Origin of the sequence: Bombella mellum, from assembly GCF_014048465.1 — a bacterium.
Classification (GTDB): Bacteria; Pseudomonadota; Alphaproteobacteria; order Acetobacterales; family Acetobacteraceae; genus Bombella; species Bombella mellum.
In genome coordinates, this window is record NZ_PDLY01000003.1 from 166,077 (window position 1) to 181,371 (window position 15,295).

Genomic DNA, 15,295 nt, shown 5'->3' on the forward strand with positions numbered 1-15,295 from the left:
ATGCTGTATGTTGGTGGGCTGATTTTTGCGCTGCTGTGCGTGTTTGGTTCCTTTGCGGCCTCGGGCGGGGCGTTGGGGCCCTTGTTGGCTTCCATGCCGTTCGAGCTGCTGACCATCCTGGGGGCGGCCATAGGCGTGTTCGTCATGAGCAACAGCATGGCGGCCATGAAGTCGGTGTTCGGTTACCTGATGCTGGTCCTCAAGGGGCCACGCCACAACAGGCAGAGCTACATGGACCTTCTGGCCCTGCTGTACCGTCTGCTGCGTCAGGCCAATGCGAAGGGCATCGCCTCTCTGGAGAATGATTTCGAGGAACCGCAGGAGAGCAGCATCTTTGCGAGTTCCCCACGGATCAGGCAGGATGAGAAGACCCGTGACATGATCTGCGACTATCTGCGCCTTATCAGCATGAATCTGGACGAGAGCCATCAGCTGGACGAGATCATGGGGCGGGAGCTGAAGAAGAACCTGCATGAGGATCTCCACATCGCCGAATCACTGTCCGGCATTTCCGACGCCCTGCCTGCCCTGGGGATCGTGGCGGCGGTGCTGGGTGTGGTGAAGACCATGGCGGCCATCAGCAAGCCGCCTGCCGTGCTGGGGGAAATGATCGCCGGTGCCCTCGTGGGAACCTTCCTCGGTGTGCTGCTGGCCTATGGTGTCGTCAGTCCGCTGGCTTCCCGCATGCAGGGCATCGTGAAGATGGACAGCCGTTATCACGAGACGATTCGCACCGTGCTGGTGGCCTATCTTCAGGGGCAGCCGCCGCAGGTCTGCATCGAGATCGGGCGGAAGGACATTCCCGAAGAGTTCATGCCAGCCTTTGAGGAAGTCGACAGCATGCTGACAGAACTGACCTGACCGCCATGAAGCTGACTGAAATGAGTGTGAGACCGTCATGGTAACGCCCAGCCCTTCACTTCCCGTCCTTCCCCAGCCATCAGCCGGTGCGGGCCGTTCCCCGGTGTCCACGCCCGTGGGCAGGGGAAGCGTGCGTGCGCCAGCGGGGCGTCAGAGTTTTGCTGGTGTTCTGGCCGATCAGGAGCCTGCGGATCATGGCACGGCCGGTACGGCCGACCTGTCATCCTCCTCGGATGACGGGCAGCAGCAGTCCAGCCCGAAGGACGCCGGGCAGACATCTGCCGATGCGGCAGGGACGGCAGGGAAGCAGACGTCTTCCCGGACGCCTCCGGCCGGTGATGACACGGCACGTCAGCCTGTCTCCGTGCCTGTCCCTGATTCCCGGACATCGCAGCAGGAACCGGCACGGACGGCTCCACAGTCTGCGCCCCGTGATGACGGGCAGGATGCGGCCACGCAGAAGACGACCGATCAGGATGCCTCCGCTTCTCTGGAAACGCAGATGCTGTCTCTGGCCGCCTTCATGACGACGGCACAGCCGACGCAGCCTGCCGCTTCCGGCCAGTCCCTTGAGGACATGGTGGAACAGACGGCAGGAAGCCTTGTGGCGGCCGTCTCGTCAGGATCGGGGCAGACCGGTTCCATGATGGCGGAGGTGCAGAAAACCGTTGCCGCCATTCTGGAGAGTGTTCCTGATGCAGGGAAGCTGGTTGGAGAGCTGAAACAGCTCACCTCCGGCAGCATGGCTGGCACGTTGTCATCTGCGGCTGGTCAGGTGCTTCAGGCCCTGTCTTCCGGCGCAACGGCGGGAAGTGTTCCGGTGGTTTCGGACATGATGCAGGCCGCCGTCACCAGAGCAGCGCAGGCTGTCCCGTTTCATGGGCAGGGTGAGGCGACCACCCGGGAAATGGCCATTTCGTCCCTTGATGCCGGTCTGACCCGCAGGCTGGAAGCGGCTGCCGATCTGGTGCGGCGGGACGTGCAGGCCTCCTCCGCCACACGGGCGGCTCCGCAGGGGTTGAAGGATCAGGAGGTCGCCGCCGTGAAGGTGATGGGCTTCCAGCCTGAGAGTGCCGGGTCATCCGGGGTCTCTGCCCTGAAGGGTGGGGCCGGGCCGGACGGCCATCAGGATACGGGACGGACCGGGCATGAGGGGCAGACGGATTCCCTGTTCGGCCTCATGGTCAGGACGTCCTCCGGGCAGGCGGGCATGTCTTTTTCCGGTTCCGGCCATCAGGAGGAACAGGGTGACGGGCAGGCCAGGATGACCCGTGATGGAGTGGTTTCCGCCACGGTGGCCGATGACGGGGAGTCCGGGGCGCATGAGGCCCAGGAGGTTCCGGTCTCCTTTGCCGGGCAGCTTGCGTCCCTTTCTGAGGGAAGCAATGCGGTACAGCAGCCCGTGGCAACACAGGTTCCTGCCACGTCCCTCATGCCGCATGAGGCGAAGCAGACCGCCACGGTGGCCGGGTCGTCGCCTCTTCTCCAGACCGGAGGGGTGGCCTCCGGGATCCTGTCGGGCCGCAGTGTCGAGCAGGCGGGTACGCTGACCATGACGGTCAGGACGTCTGACGACACGTCGGTCCATGTCCAGCTTGACCGGTCAGCCGAGGGGCTGTCAGTCCTGTCCCTTCAGGGGCAGGATGATGGCACGACCGAGGCCCTCCAAAAGACGCATCATGTTCTGGCCCGCCAGCTGGATGAGGCGGGCCTGCATCCCGGTGCAATGAAGATTGATGTCCTGCCGATGGATTCAGGGCAGATGGCCGGGGGGCAGGATCGGAACATGCCGCAGCAGCATCAGGGACAGGGGGCCTACCAGCCGTCGGGCCAGTCCTCCTTCCAGCAGGCGGGCGGTTTTTCTGCCGGTGGTGACGGCGGTGCGGGGCGGCAGGGCCATCAGGCTCGGCAGGGCGAGACCATCTCCGCTCCGTCACGGCCGGAACCGACCTTCGGGCAGGAGGAGGACAGCCCTGCCTCCACAGCCAGTCCGTCCGGCCGGGTGGGCCATCTGAACATTTCCGTCTGATTCATACATCTGAAAGAGGAGAACCTCGTGATCAGTTCACTTTCCACCAACAACCTTCTGGCCCTTCAGCAGGCGACGGACAGTGCGGCCCGCAGCGGGGCGTCCTCCCTGGCCAGTGCGGGGCAGACAGGCTCATCGTCCAGCAGCACGGCAGGGGCCTTTTCCTCTATGGCCCAGAACGAAAACAACTTCCTGACCCTGCTGACGACACAGCTCCAGCATCAGGACCCCAGCAGCCCGATGAACACGCAGGACATGGCTGCACAGCTGGCGCAGTTCTCTTCCGTGGAACAGCAGGTCCAGACGAACAAGAATCTCGACACCCTCATCTCGCTGAATGAAACGTCCCAGCTGACACAGGACAAGGGGCTGGTCGGGCGTCAGGTCACCGTCTCCGGGTCCACGCTGCCCTTGCAGTCCGGCTCCGCAAGCCTGTCCTTCCAGGCCGGGGCCGGTCAGGTGGTGGGCATTTCCGTGGCCAATGCGGCCGGTCAGGTCGTCCGTCATGACGTGGTGCAGGCTGGCAGCGGCCAGACCTCCTGGACCTGGGACGGCAAGGATGACAGCGAGACGCAGCTCAGTGACGGGGCTTACAGCGTGGCCGTGAAGGCCGTGGACAGCCGTGGCAACACGACGGATGTTCCGTTCACCGTCAAGGGAACGGTGACAGGCATGAAGAAGGGCAGCGGCGGCATGGATGTCCTGATGGGCAGTGCGGAGGTTCCGATGTCCAGCGTTCAGGCGACCAGCTGACATCACGTCTGATGATGCATGAGTGAAGGCGGGCGGCCCCTGCATGGGGCACGTCCGTGGGAAGGCAAGGGAGGTCGTGAGGGAGCATGTATCAGAACAACGCCATGAATGCCTATCGTCTGGCTGCCAGTGCGTCACTCTCCGATCGGGAGGCTGATGCGGAATGCTTCCGCCGCCTGATCGCCACGCTGGAGAGCGTGGAACATGGTGGGGATGTCATCCGGCGCAACCAGGCCATTGCGAAGCACCAGCGTCTCTGGTCGTTGATACAGCGGGCCAATGCGGTGGAGGCAGGCATGGTCGAGACGGAGGACCGGCTTCTTTTTGCCCGGATGGCGGATCAGGCACAGAGATATGGCATCCGGGCCATGCTGGATTCCACGCTCAGCCTGTCTCCTCTCATAGAGACGGCCCGCAACGTGCTGGAGGGGCTGGAGGCCGGGGGAACGGCCTCCTGATCCTTCCGGCCCTTTTTTACCGTGGGGATGTGAAAAAGACCGGGAAAGGTTTCTTCAGGGCAAGATGGTCGTCCATGATCTGGCAGGCCCTGAGGGCCTCGCTGATGGTGACGTCCATGTCCAGATAGCGGTAGGTGCCCAGCCGTCCCAGAAACGAGACCTTTTCTGTCGTCATCGCCGTGCGGATGTAACGGTCGAGCATGGCCGTTTCCGTTGCCAGCCGGATGGGATAGTAGGGAGCATCATCTGGCCCGGCCAGCCGGCTGTATTCCCGGAAGCAGACCGTCCGGTTGAAGCGTGACGCTTCCCACGGGGCGAAGTGCTTGTGTTCCGTGATGCGGGTGTAGGGAATGGCTTCGTCGCAGTAATTGATGACGGCCGTTCCCTGATGATCGCCTTCTGCGTCAATGCGTTCAAAATCCAGCGTACGGTAACCGAGGCGGCCGTGACAGAAGCGGAAGTACCGGTCCAGTGGTCCGGTATAGAGGACATGGTCCGTCTGGCCCCATGTCTGGAAGTCTTCGAAGGACGTGCCCAGATGGACGCTGATGCGGGGATGGTCGAGGATGCTGTCCGTCAGGGCCGTATAGCCGTCCACCGGGATGCCCTGATAAGGGTGGCTGAAGTAGTTGTCGTCATAATTGAAACGGACGGGAAGCCTCCTGAGGATCGAGGCCGGGAGGGCCGAGGGGGGCAGTCCCCACTGTTTGGTCGTGTAGCCCCTGAAGAACGCCTCATAGAGGGCCGGACCGATCATGTGGAGGGCCTGTTCCTCGAAATTGCGGGGTTCCGTGATGGTCTGTACCGCCTGCTGCCGGATGAAGGCACGGGCCTCTGCGGGGGACATGGTCCTGCCGAAAAACTGGTTGATGGTCAGCAGGGTGATGGGCAGCGTGTAGAGTCTGCCCTGGCTGACGGCCTTCACACGGTTGATGTATGGGGCGAACCGTCCGAAGCGTTGCACGTACTGCCACACATGCTTCTGGGCCGTATGGAAGATGTGCGGCCCGTACTGGTGGAGCATGATGCCCGTCCGTGGGTCCCGGACCGTATGGCAGTTGCCGCCGCTGTGGGGGCGTTCGTCCAGCACCGTGATGTCATGGCCACGGTCGGCCAGATGACGGGCCGTGACGGCCCCGCTGAATCCGGCCCCGACAATGCAGAAATGCATGATGGTCCGCTCTCAGGGACTGGTGCAGGTCTGGTCGATGCAGCTGCGGCTGGGTGCGGCAGGCGGATAGGCCATGCCGGGAGAGGTTGGCAGCTGCGTGGGAATGTAACCGCCCCACGGAATGAAAGGTGGTTCGTCCCATCCATTCTGCCGGGAAGGGCGTGGTGGCAGATATGATCCCCAGAGCGGCCCTGCCCAGGGGGCGGGCTGGTCATTGTGGCGGTAGCCGTCACGCTGCCATGTCTCCGCAAGGGCGGGCGGTGGTGGAGGCGGAGGGGGCAGCCGGGTGAATTCGCCTGCGGCAGGTGGGGGCGGTGGCGGTGGCTTGAGCAGATATTCACTGCCACCATAGAAACCCTGCGCCAGGGCTGTCTGTCCTGCTCCGGTGAGCAGTTCCAGAAGCATGAAGGTGATGAGGGGGAGGGGGCTGGATATGGTCATGTTGCGGTTCCCTGACTGCATGGCCTTCGTGCTGGCCATTATCCTGTCATGGTGGGTCATGATATAGATCAAGTATTACATTCGGGAAAATGAAGGGTAATTTTTTGGTTTGGACTTGATCATCTTTTTCACGGGGTGTCATGGAAAGTCATTTCCTTAATATATCTTTAATAAAAGTAATGTATATGGCCTTGTTATCTCTTCGGACCGTATAATTCTTTGACTTGCTTTCTTGCTCTCCATAACGTGATCGCTCTATATACCCTGTTCATGGTGGCGTGATATGAGTGTGAAGGTCTGTCATGGCGAAATTTTGGAAAAGGATTGCCTGATGCCTCGTATAGCTGGTTCTCCCTGCCCTACGGACACGGAAAGGGATGTAGAGGATTTCCTTGCCGACATGCGTGAGCTTGTAGCGGGAAGCCTGACCGGCCCGACCTTCAGAAAGGGGGATGCCCCGGGGCGGCATGGCCCTGCCGTGCTGTGTTCTGCCGGATATGAGCAGGACAGGCTCATCTACCAGCGGGCCGCCGGGATGGGGCTTGGCGTGGCTGGCATGGTGGCGTCCAGCGCAGACAGACTGGTGGAATGACCTTGCCTTTACCTTCATTATGACAGCCATGAATTGCATCATGGACCAGACATAAGATATGCTTTTTCAGCATGTTGCAGGTGGGCCTGCCGGATTCCTGTCCGGCGGGTCTGATGTTTTTTGAAGGCCATTATCAGAAAATATGGACATAGCCATTTTTTTGGCTTTTTCCACCAGTATGGTCTTACCTGTCTGATTGATGTGTTCTGTCTGTTTGAAATGAGGGCGTATTGACCTTATTGATGGACATGGCCTTATAAAAGGTCTTGTAGGCAAGATCGCAACAATCATTTAATGTGGCGCAAAGAACAGGTCGGAGAAGGGAGTGGGATATGACATCACAACCAGCCAGTACATTCATTGAAAAAGGGATTGGGCGTCTTCTGTCACGTTTTCAGCAGGATTTCCTGCCTTCTCAGACATTGAGCGACATCGTGGGCCAGGCGGAGCGTCTGCGGGGCATGACGGAAACCCTGCTGGAGCTCTCACATCATTATCCTGAGCGGGCAGGTGCCGTGCTGAATGTTCTTTCCGGTCTGGCTGATGTTGGTGTTATCCATGACATGGCCAGTGCAGCTGAAGAAATAAAGGCTCTTGCCAACAAGATGAAGGCAAACCTTGTTTCCGAGAAGAAGGAAACAGGTGAGGCTTTTGCCGGATTCTCCGCTCTGGTGGGGCAGCATGGCTCCGGTGCCGTCAGCACGCTGGGGAGCAACTTCATACAGGGCATGTCTCCGGAAGTTAAGGAAAAGCCTGGCCAGTGGATTGCCAACCGTGATGAGCCTTACTGCTCTCCGGAAGAATCCATCTTCAATGACGAGATCATCTGCCTGCATTGTGGTGGTGCTTTCAGCATGCTGAAACGACATATTGAACGTCAGCACCGTCAGAGTCCGGATGGTTACCGGGTCTACTGGGGGCTGGCACCGGATTACCCCATGGCCTGTGAAAGCTATTCGACTATGAAGAAGCTGGAGGCTTCCAGGACCGGTCTTGGTCATTATGACCGCAAGAAAAAGGGCCGTTCCCGCATCAAGGCCTGATATCCGATCTGACCGAAAAAGCTGCATCTGCCATCGGGCGGCTGTCCGGCCCTGCGCGGGGCATCGCTCATGAAAAAAGGACGCAGGAGACATCTCCTGCGTCCTTTTTTCATGTCTGCAGATGGAAGCCTTACTGTTTCATGGCGATGGTCTGCTGGAGCAGGTTGTCCGCCGTCGTGACGGTTTTCGTGTTGGCACTGTAGGCTTCCTGCGCCACGATGAGGGCGGACAGGTCACCCGTCAGGTTCGTGGTGGAGGATTCAACATAGCCGACGGCGAGGGAGCCTGTTCCGTTCTCACCGACAAGGCCAGTCTTGGGCGTGCCGGAACGGGCCGTGGCCAGATAGGCCTGCCCGTCAACAGCCTGAAGCCCGTTGACATTGTTGAAGTTCGTCAGGGCCACCTTGCCGATCAGCTGGCTGTAGCCGTTGTCGAACTGGGCCATGACGGACCCGTCACTCTCGATCTCCGCCCCCTTGTAGGTGCCGGACGTGATGCTGTCATTGGTCAGGGCCGTCGTGTCGGCTCCGGTGGAGGTGCCGGTCGTCAGGGAGGCGTTGGAGAGATCAAGGCTGTAATTTGATCCGTTGACGGTCAGGTTCGTGGAAACGGGGCTGCCCTTGCTCACGGCCTGTCCGTCAAAGCTTTTCATGCTGCCGTCCTTGTTGAAGACGACGGAATGGACCTTGTCCGCCTGCACGGGGGATGAGGAGGAGCTGTCATACGGATCGACGGCCTGTACGGACCATGTGGGCGGAGAGGCGGCCGTCTGGGTCCATTTCACGGCAACGGGCGTGCTGGTGGCTGCACCATTCCTGTCCGTGCCGCTGACGGTCAGGGGGGAACTCATGTAGCTCTGCATGCTGTCCGTGGTCGTGCCGATCGTGGTCGGACTCATGGAGAGGCTGTTGCCGGACATGGTGAGTGGATTGGCCTGATTGGCCGCCGTCGTGTTGTTGGAGGAGACCATGGTCGTTCCGCTGGTGCCGCCGATCGTGCCCAGGGAGAGGGTCATGGTCTGTTCCTCATTGTTGGCATAGTGGGCGGTGATGGGAATTTCCGCTGCCGAGCCGGAGGTGGAGGAGCCGACCTCCTTGCCTGTCTGGAGGTCGGTGATGGATGACAGGGCACCGGAATGGTCAAAGGCGACCTGATAGCTGTTGGGAGCGATGGTGCCGTTGCCGTCGGCGTCATAGGCGGACACGTTCCAGATCAGCGGGTTGGTGTCACTCTGCTGCCACTGCACGGCAACCTTGTGCGGGTTGGAGCTGGAATCGTAGGTCGTGGTGGGGGCCGTGGTGTAGCTCTGTGGCGTATAGCTGGTGGAGTCCGTGGGCAGCTTTCCGACGGCGGCATTCAGGGTCATCGTCGTGGTGGCCGTCGGCTTGAAACCGATGTTGCTGACATTGATGGGGGTCAGCTTGTTGGTCAGCGTGCCTGTCTGGTCGGCCATGTAGCCGTCAAGGTAATAGCCGGATGTGTTGACGAGATAGCCCTTCTTGTCCTGCTGGAAGTCACCGTTGCGGGTGTAGAACTTCTGGTCGCCGAAATTCGTCACGCCCGCATTGGCCGTCCCTGCGCCTGTCGGCTTGGAGGTCACGAACATGCCACTGCCGGAGATGTCCATGGCCAGGCCGTTGGTGCTGCTGGTGGCCGTGCCGGAATTGTCGACATGCTGGACGGTGATGGCCTGCACCGTGTTGGATTCTGCCTGGGAGGCCGAATTGCCCGTGATGTTCCCTGCGACAAAGTCGGCAAAAGAGGTCGTGTCGGCCTTGTAGCCGACCGTCTGGCTGTTGGCGATGTTGTTGCTGAGGTTGGTGAAAGCGTCTGACTGGGCGTTGATGCCGCTGACAGCCGTCGTAAGTGCATTGAATACACCGGACATGATTTTATCCTTGTCTTTAACCGTTATTTAAGGCTATCCCTCAATCAAGCCTATGAAACGCCATTTTCAAAATCAAACATAACCTGCTTTTTTCCTGAACAGGGGATTACAGGTCCGACAGGCGGCTTTCCGGTGGGGGAACGGCACGGGATCCCGGCGTCCTGAGGCGGACGACATAGGCGATGATGGTGGCCACGGGCTTCCAGAATTCTTCGGGGATCTCCGTATCAAGCGGCAGGCCGTGCAGGGCACGGGCCAGGGGCGGGTTGGAAATGACGGGGATCTTCTCTTCCCGGGCAACCTCACGGATGCGGAAGGCCAGCTCGTCCATGCCCTTGGCCACGATCTTCGGTGCGGACCCGCTGGCCTGGTCATATCGGATGGCCACGGCATAATGGGTCGGGTTGACCACGATGACGGTGGCTTCCTTCACGGCCTTTTTCATGTGGCGGCGGGAGCGGCTCAGGCGCAGCTGTTTGAGGCGGGCCTTCATCTGCGGGTCGCCCTCGCTCTGTTTCATTTCATCCTTGATGTCCTGAAGGCTCATTTTCAGCTTGGAGAAACGGTGATAGCGGGACCAGACCTCATCCAGCCCGGTGATGACGCACTGGATGGCCAGTATCATGAAGCCTGCATAGATGAACCATGACTTCATGGCGATGATAAGCTGATAAGGGGTCCAGCGTTCCGACTGGGGAGCCAGGGCGACGGTCTGGAGGGCAACCCTGTAGAGGATCAGCCCGAAGACGGTGAATTTTGCCACCGTCTTGAGCAGCTCGATCAGGTTGTTGATGCTGATGATCCGCTTGAGTCCCTTCAGGGGGGACAGCCGTCCGACATCCGGCTTCAGGGCCTCTGGTCGGAAGAGGAATCCTGTCTGGAGAAGGCCGCCGATGAGGATGGCACAGGCTCCCGCCCCCATGAGAGGCCCGATGAGGTGCAGCCCGGTCATGATGGCATGGAGGCTGAACCGGTACAGGGCTGCCGGGTTGTCCGGTACGAGGCCGAAATTGATGAAGATGCCGCTCATGTCATGGGTGAACCGGCGGGCGGAGGCAGGGATGCTCAGGGCGAAGACCAGCAGGAAGGTGCCTAGGGCGACCAGGATCAGCAGCTCCTTGGACTGGGCGATGTTGCCTTCCTCACGGGCCTTCTGGAGGCGTTTCTCCGTCGGGGCCTGTGACTTCTCGCCGCCCCCGCTGCCATTTTCCTCAGCCATGAAGGTTCAGGCCGGGAAGGGTCGAAAGATGGAGCTGCATTTTCTCGGCCCATGTGCCCGTCAGAATCTGGATCAGAAGGGCCATGAGCAGGATGCCACCCAGAATCTGGGCCGGGATGGCCAGTGAATAGACCTGTATGGAGGGCATGAGACGGTTCAGCACGCCCAGCATGGCAGGCCAGAGTGTCCCCAGCAGCAGATAGGGGGCCGCCAGCTGCATGGCGATGAGAAAACTGGTGCTGACGGCCTGGACCATGTCCGTGGTCATGTCGCCCACCAGCATGGCGGTGATGTTCCCTGCCGGGAAGAGGGTGTAGGAGCCGGACAGGGCCATGAGGGGCAGGGCATAGAGGCCCGTGGAGAAGAGGATGATGGGGGCCAGGGCACTGGCCATGTGGCTGACGGCCGTGCTGGAGGCCCCCAGCTGGCTGTCCGTCTGTATGACGCTGGCCATGCCGGTGAAAACGGCGATGATCTGCCCCGCTATGGCCAGGGACATGGCGAGGAGGCGGGTCAGCATTCCCAGAAAGAATCCGCAGAGCAGTTCTCCGGCGACCAGTTTCAGGCACATGGCGGGCATCCGCAGGGCCTCGCCGGACACGGCGACCAGCCGCTGCTGGAGGACCGGCAGCAGGGTGAGGGTGAGCATCAGGCAGAGTCCGGCCCGTACCCGTGCCGGAGCACCGCTCTCGCCCAGCCCCGAAGCCACCATGACGACGGCACTGACCCGGCACAGGATGATGACGAACATGCCTGTCAGCACGGCGAGGGACCCGTGAGGGGCCGCCAGGTCCGGTGAACCGAAGAAATCGGAGAGGGAGAGCATTCAGACACCCCCGGCCTTGATGAGCTGGTCAAAGATCATCTCGGCATAGGCATGGATGGTGGCGTGCATGAAGGACGCCGTGAGGATCAGCGTGGCGGTCGCCGCTATGAACTTCGGGACGAAGGACAGCGTGGCCTCGCTGACCTGTGTCATGGCCTGGAAGAGGGAGACACACAGCCCCGCCAGCAGGGAGGCCAGCAGGGAGGGTGCCCCCAGCTTGACGGCGACAAGGAGCGTCTGGCGCAGGACCTCCTGCACATCGACGGCGTGTCCCATGAGAGGTCCTCCTGTTTCCTGCCCTGCCGGTCAGACGGACATCCGCATGACATCCTGATAGGCACTCACGAAACGGTCCCGCAGGGTCGTGACTGTCTGGAGGGTCAGCTTGGCCTCTTCGACGGAGGCGACGACGTCGGACATGTTGCCCTTGCCGGAGAGTGCCTGTGCCGTCTGGGTTTCTGCCACCTTGCCGGTATTGATGGCTCCCCTGATGGCGTTGCCGAGGACGGCACTGAAGCTGGAGACGGCATCGGACGTTTCCGCCTCGCCTGTCAGGTCCCCGCCGGTGGGGAGGCTGGTCTGGCTGAGCTGCTGTGCCCGCCCGTAGGCCTGCCCGGCATCGAAACTCTGGGCGGAGGAACTGGCAATGCTGGAGATGGACATGGCCTGATCTGGCCTCCTTTTCACGCAAGAGAATGGCAGTCTGTATGGCCGGTACGCCGTACAGCTTTACTTGTAATGACCATTTTTAAAATATTCCATGTTTTTTCTTTTAATGGAAGGTTTATGTAAGGTTGTTTTCATATATGGACATGCAAATAGCTTTGTTTTTCTTTCTCCGTTCGGTATCAGGAACTGCCATCAGGAGTGAACTGATGGCCCACATCAAGGAGAGAAGATCATGTCAGCACCGTCAGTAGCGTCCGAGCTGGCTTCCGCCATGCGTCTCAGGACATCCCAGCAGGCTACCGAGATGCGCAAGGCCGCCATGTCGGAGAAGGCCGCCCGTGTGCAGCTTTCTTCCAGCCGCAGCAGCGGGGGGGAAGCCACCATGCAGTTTGATGCAACAGGGCAGGTCGTGCCCAGTGCCAAGGGTGTGCGCAGGAACTCTGCCACGAGCAGTTTCGTCAACCTGCTGGCCTGAGGCCAGCCATGTTGGGCAGGCCGGAGTGTGGCCTGTCCGGGTAAAGGGATGAAGGAACGGATTTGAGGACCATGAGGGATCGCAGCATCATGCCATGCACTGTCCATAAGGCTGTCTCCGGGTCTCCGGCAGGAGGGGGAACCTGGCGCAGGGTCGGCCTTGGTGTTGCCGGTCTCGTCATGCTGGGGCTGACAGCCGGAGGGATGCAGGGCTGGCTGTGTGGTACGGCCCTGGCCGCCCAGGCCCCCGCCACGGCCTCACCGTTCATGGATGCCATCCCTTCTGCCTCCGCCCAGACCCGGCCGGAGGAAGGGGGCGGCAGGCGGTCCCCCGTGCATCTTCACCGTGCCCCTCCCCACCACGCACATGCGGTGGCCCAGCATGTTCCGGCAGAGTTGCAGGTGCAGGATCATGTGAAGCCGGGTGATCCGCTGCTTCAGGGTGTTCCTTCCGGCTGGGGGGCGCATGTGCTGGGGGTCGGCACGGCACAGGGGGGCACGGTCGCTCCCCAGAAGCAGGAACCGGCCTCGGCTGAAAAGAAGGACCAGTCCCTTCGCCAGTTTCTGGAGGAGGCGGGCAGGGAACAGGCCGCCCGGTCGGGTGTCGGAAAGGCGGATCATGCCGCTTCCACCCGGGGGGTGGGCAACGAGCCTGCCGTCACGGCTTCATCACGCAACAGGATACTGATTCCCGTGCCGGACCAGATGGGCATTGCGGCCTATCAGAGTGGTGACCGGTTCATCATCCTTGTGGATGCAGGCCAGCCGATGGATGTCTCGGCCCTGCATGGTGATGGCATCTTCGCCCGCCTGAATGTCACGACCCTGCCGGACCTGACGATGATCAGCCTGCCGGTGCCGGACACGAGGCAGCTTTATCTGTCACAGCAGAGTGACGGATGGGTGCTGGGGGACCAGCCACCACCTGCCATGGATTATACGGACCGGCCGGAGATCACTCCTGCGCTGCGGGGAAACGGTCTGCTGTTCCCCATGCGGCGGCCGGGACGGGTCTTCTCCATCAAGGACCCGGTATCCGGCACGTCACTGGTGGTGGGCACCACGGCTCTGGATGATGGCGGGATGCTCTCCCTGCGCAGGGGAAAGGATTATGATGTCTGGCCGTCTCTGGAAGGGGTGGTGATCGCCCAGCATGAACCGCCACAGGTCGTCATGCGGGCCGTTCCGCAGGGAGACCTGCTCCAGAGAGCTGATGACCGCCCGCTTGCCGACATGGACAGGGCTGTCTACGCCAGCGACGTGGACCTGAACTGGCTCGGGCTGAAACAGCTGACGGCCCCGCAGGCGCAGGAGCGTTACCGTCAGGCTCTCGTGGCGGCGGCCGATTCATCGCCGAAGGACCGTTTCCAGCGGCGTCTGGAGGCGGCACAGGCTGCGCTGGGCGTGGGGGCCTTCCCGGATGCACGGGCCATCATGGATGTGGCCCTGGAGGATGACCCGGAGGAGGCGTTCCGTCCGGACGTGCGGTTTTTTCTGGCGGCGACCGACCTTCTGTCGGGCCGCATGAAGGGGGCAGGCCAGCTGATGCAGGAATGGCCGGAGCAGGCCATGCGGGCCACGAAGCTCTGGCAGGGGCTTTATGAGGCTGTGGCAGGTGGCCGGGATGCGGAGGCCACCCGCCTTCTGGCCCGGGACATGCCCCGCCTTCTGAACTATCCCGCTGCCCTGCGGGCGGCGTTGCTGCCCGTGGCGGCGGAGGCCATCGCCCGCCGGGGTACCCCGGCGGAGCGGCAGGCCCTGAACCGGCTGCCGGATGGCAGTGACACCCGTTTCATACAGGCCGTCCGTGCCCTGCGTGATGGTGACGGGAAGGAGGCCACCCGTCTGCTGGAGGCCCTTTCCATAGATCATGACCCCATCATCGCCGAGAAGGCGATGGAGGAAGGCGTGGCCATGAGCCTGAGGGATGGCCACCTCTCACCGGAGAAGGCGGCACGGCAGTATGCGTCCCTTCTGCCGGATGCCCGCCTTTCCGGGCGGGACGGAATTGTGAACATGCTGAGGGCCGGTGCCGACGTGAAGGCCCATCAGTGGGAACCGGCCCTTCAGGCACTGGACCAGGCCCGTCAGGCTCCGGCACCGCATGATGATGCCCGGGCGCAGGCCCTGCTGTCCGCAGCCCTGTCCGGTGTCGTGCAGGGCCTTCCGGGGGGTGATGGTAACGGCACGCCTTCGTCGCCGCAGGATGAGGCCGCCCTGCTGCATGGAGCGGCTCTGCTGCGGGCACATCTGCCGGACCTGCCCGCAAGTGACCGGAAAGGCGACCTGCTGCTGGCCTATGGGCGTGTCCTGGGGCTTCTGGGGCTGGACAGGCGGGCCGGGGAGGCCATGAGCACGGCCATCCCCATGATGACGGACCCGCAGCGCAGGGCTGCTGCCGGGGATGCGCTGGCGGAGAACGAGATCAGGCAGGGACTGTTTGACAGGGCCTCCGCCACGCTGTCGGGGACGGGGGGTGCCCATCTGTCTTCGCAGGAAACCGCCCGGAGGAACCGCATCATGGCCGGCATGGCGACGGCCTCCGGCAAACCGGAAGTGGCCCTTTATCTTCTGGGGGCGGATCAGGACCCGCAGGCGGCCGACATGCGGGCGCATATCCATGAGAACCGGGAGGAATGGTCCCCCGCCGTTACGGACCTGCGCAGCATGGTGGAGCAGCGTCTGCCACCCCAAGGGGTACTGACCGTTCCGCAGCAGCTTCTGGCCCTCCGTCTGGCCTCCGATGCGTCCCGGGCTGGAGATGCGGGAACGCTGGACTGGATACGCAACCGCATAGGAGACCGTCCTTTCGAGGGAGATGCCGGGCGGATGTTCCGCCTGCTCGTGACGGCCCAGCAGGGACAGTGAAGG

The 15,295-nt window shown here is 61.8% G+C and carries 15 protein-coding genes; 8 read left to right on the top strand and 7 right to left on the bottom strand.

What is annotated here, in order from left to right:
- From motA to CPA56_RS05675, 4 genes are all read left to right on the top strand, one after another.
- Positions 1–861 (top strand): flagellar motor stator protein MotA, encoded by an 861-nt coding sequence (gene motA, locus CPA56_RS05660; RefSeq protein ID WP_182041056.1) that lies wholly within the window; start codon positions 1–3, stop codon positions 859–861.
- A 37-nt stretch (positions 862–898) separates the two neighbouring features.
- The gene (locus tag CPA56_RS05665) at positions 899–2,890 is read left to right on the top strand and encodes a hypothetical protein (protein ID WP_182041057.1); all 1,992 of its coding nucleotides are present in this window, start codon (positions 899–901) and stop codon (positions 2,888–2,890) included.
- Between the two features lie 27 nt (positions 2,891–2,917).
- Positions 2,918–3,643 carry a flagellar hook assembly protein FlgD gene (locus tag CPA56_RS05670; RefSeq protein WP_182041058.1) on the top strand — a complete coding sequence of 242 codons (726 nt, stop codon included), beginning with the start codon at positions 2,918–2,920 and terminating at the stop codon, positions 3,641–3,643.
- A gap of 86 nt (positions 3,644–3,729) precedes the next feature.
- Positions 3,730–4,101 (top strand): flagellar biosynthesis regulator FlaF, encoded by a 372-nt coding sequence (locus tag CPA56_RS05675; RefSeq protein WP_229707444.1) that lies wholly within the window; start codon positions 3,730–3,732, stop codon positions 4,099–4,101.
- 16 nt (positions 4,102–4,117) lie between these two features.
- Here the strand turns inward: CPA56_RS05675 and glf are convergent, their stop codons facing one another.
- Both glf and CPA56_RS05685 read right to left on the bottom strand, forming a co-directional pair.
- Positions 4,118–5,272 carry a UDP-galactopyranose mutase gene (gene glf / locus CPA56_RS05680; RefSeq protein ID WP_182041059.1) on the bottom strand — a complete coding sequence of 385 codons (1,155 nt, stop codon included), beginning with the start codon at positions 5,270–5,272 and terminating at the stop codon, positions 4,118–4,120.
- Positions 5,273–5,284: 12 nt separating this feature from the next.
- Complete coding sequence (locus tag CPA56_RS05685; RefSeq protein ID WP_182041060.1) at positions 5,285–5,752, bottom strand: hypothetical protein; 468 nt, start codon at positions 5,750–5,752, stop codon at positions 5,285–5,287.
- Between the two features lie 292 nt (positions 5,753–6,044).
- On the opposite strand from CPA56_RS05685, the gene CPA56_RS05690 reads away from it, so the two are divergent.
- Together CPA56_RS05690 and CPA56_RS05695 are read left to right on the top strand one after the other, a co-directional pair.
- Positions 6,045–6,305 (top strand): hypothetical protein, encoded by a 261-nt coding sequence (locus CPA56_RS05690; RefSeq protein ID WP_182041061.1) that lies wholly within the window; start codon positions 6,045–6,047, stop codon positions 6,303–6,305.
- Between the two features lie 332 nt (positions 6,306–6,637).
- A complete protein-coding gene (locus CPA56_RS05695; RefSeq protein ID WP_182041062.1) occupies positions 6,638–7,348 on the top strand; it encodes a MucR family transcriptional regulator in 711 nt (236 codons plus the stop codon).
- A 130-nt stretch (positions 7,349–7,478) separates the two neighbouring features.
- On the opposite strand, the gene CPA56_RS05700 is transcribed toward CPA56_RS05695, so the two are convergent.
- The 5 genes from CPA56_RS05700 to CPA56_RS05720 form a co-directional block, all read right to left on the bottom strand.
- On the bottom strand, positions 7,479–9,236 hold the full coding sequence (locus CPA56_RS05700; protein WP_182041063.1) for a flagellar hook-basal body complex protein: 1,758 nt from the start codon (positions 9,234–9,236) through the stop codon (positions 7,479–7,481).
- Positions 9,237–9,342: 106 nt separating this feature from the next.
- Entirely contained in the window at positions 9,343–10,455 is a 1,113-nt protein-coding gene (locus CPA56_RS05705; protein ID WP_182041064.1) for an EscU/YscU/HrcU family type III secretion system export apparatus switch protein, read from the bottom strand.
- Complete coding sequence (locus CPA56_RS05710) at positions 10,448–11,281, bottom strand: flagellar biosynthetic protein FliR (protein WP_229707445.1); 834 nt, start codon at positions 11,279–11,281, stop codon at positions 10,448–10,450. Before CPA56_RS05710 ends, CPA56_RS05705 begins: the two co-directional genes overlap by 8 nt.
- Positions 11,282–11,557, bottom strand: coding sequence for an EscS/YscS/HrcS family type III secretion system export apparatus protein (locus tag CPA56_RS05715; protein ID WP_182041065.1), 276 nt, complete (start codon positions 11,555–11,557; stop codon positions 11,282–11,284).
- A gap of 30 nt (positions 11,558–11,587) precedes the next feature.
- The gene (locus tag CPA56_RS05720) at positions 11,588–11,944 is read right to left on the bottom strand and encodes a flagellar hook-basal body complex protein FliE (RefSeq protein WP_182041066.1); all 357 of its coding nucleotides are present in this window, start codon (positions 11,942–11,944) and stop codon (positions 11,588–11,590) included.
- 238 nt (positions 11,945–12,182) lie between these two features.
- Here CPA56_RS05720 and CPA56_RS05725 point away from each other — a divergent pair, with 238 nt between their 5' ends.
- The gene (locus CPA56_RS05725) at positions 12,183–12,425 is read left to right on the top strand and encodes a hypothetical protein (protein ID WP_182041067.1); all 243 of its coding nucleotides are present in this window, start codon (positions 12,183–12,185) and stop codon (positions 12,423–12,425) included.
- A gap of 89 nt (positions 12,426–12,514) precedes the next feature.
- Positions 12,515–15,292 carry a hypothetical protein gene (locus tag CPA56_RS05730; protein ID WP_182041068.1) on the top strand — a complete coding sequence of 926 codons (2,778 nt, stop codon included), beginning with the start codon at positions 12,515–12,517 and terminating at the stop codon, positions 15,290–15,292.
- The last annotated feature ends 3 nt before the right edge of the window (positions 15,293–15,295 follow it).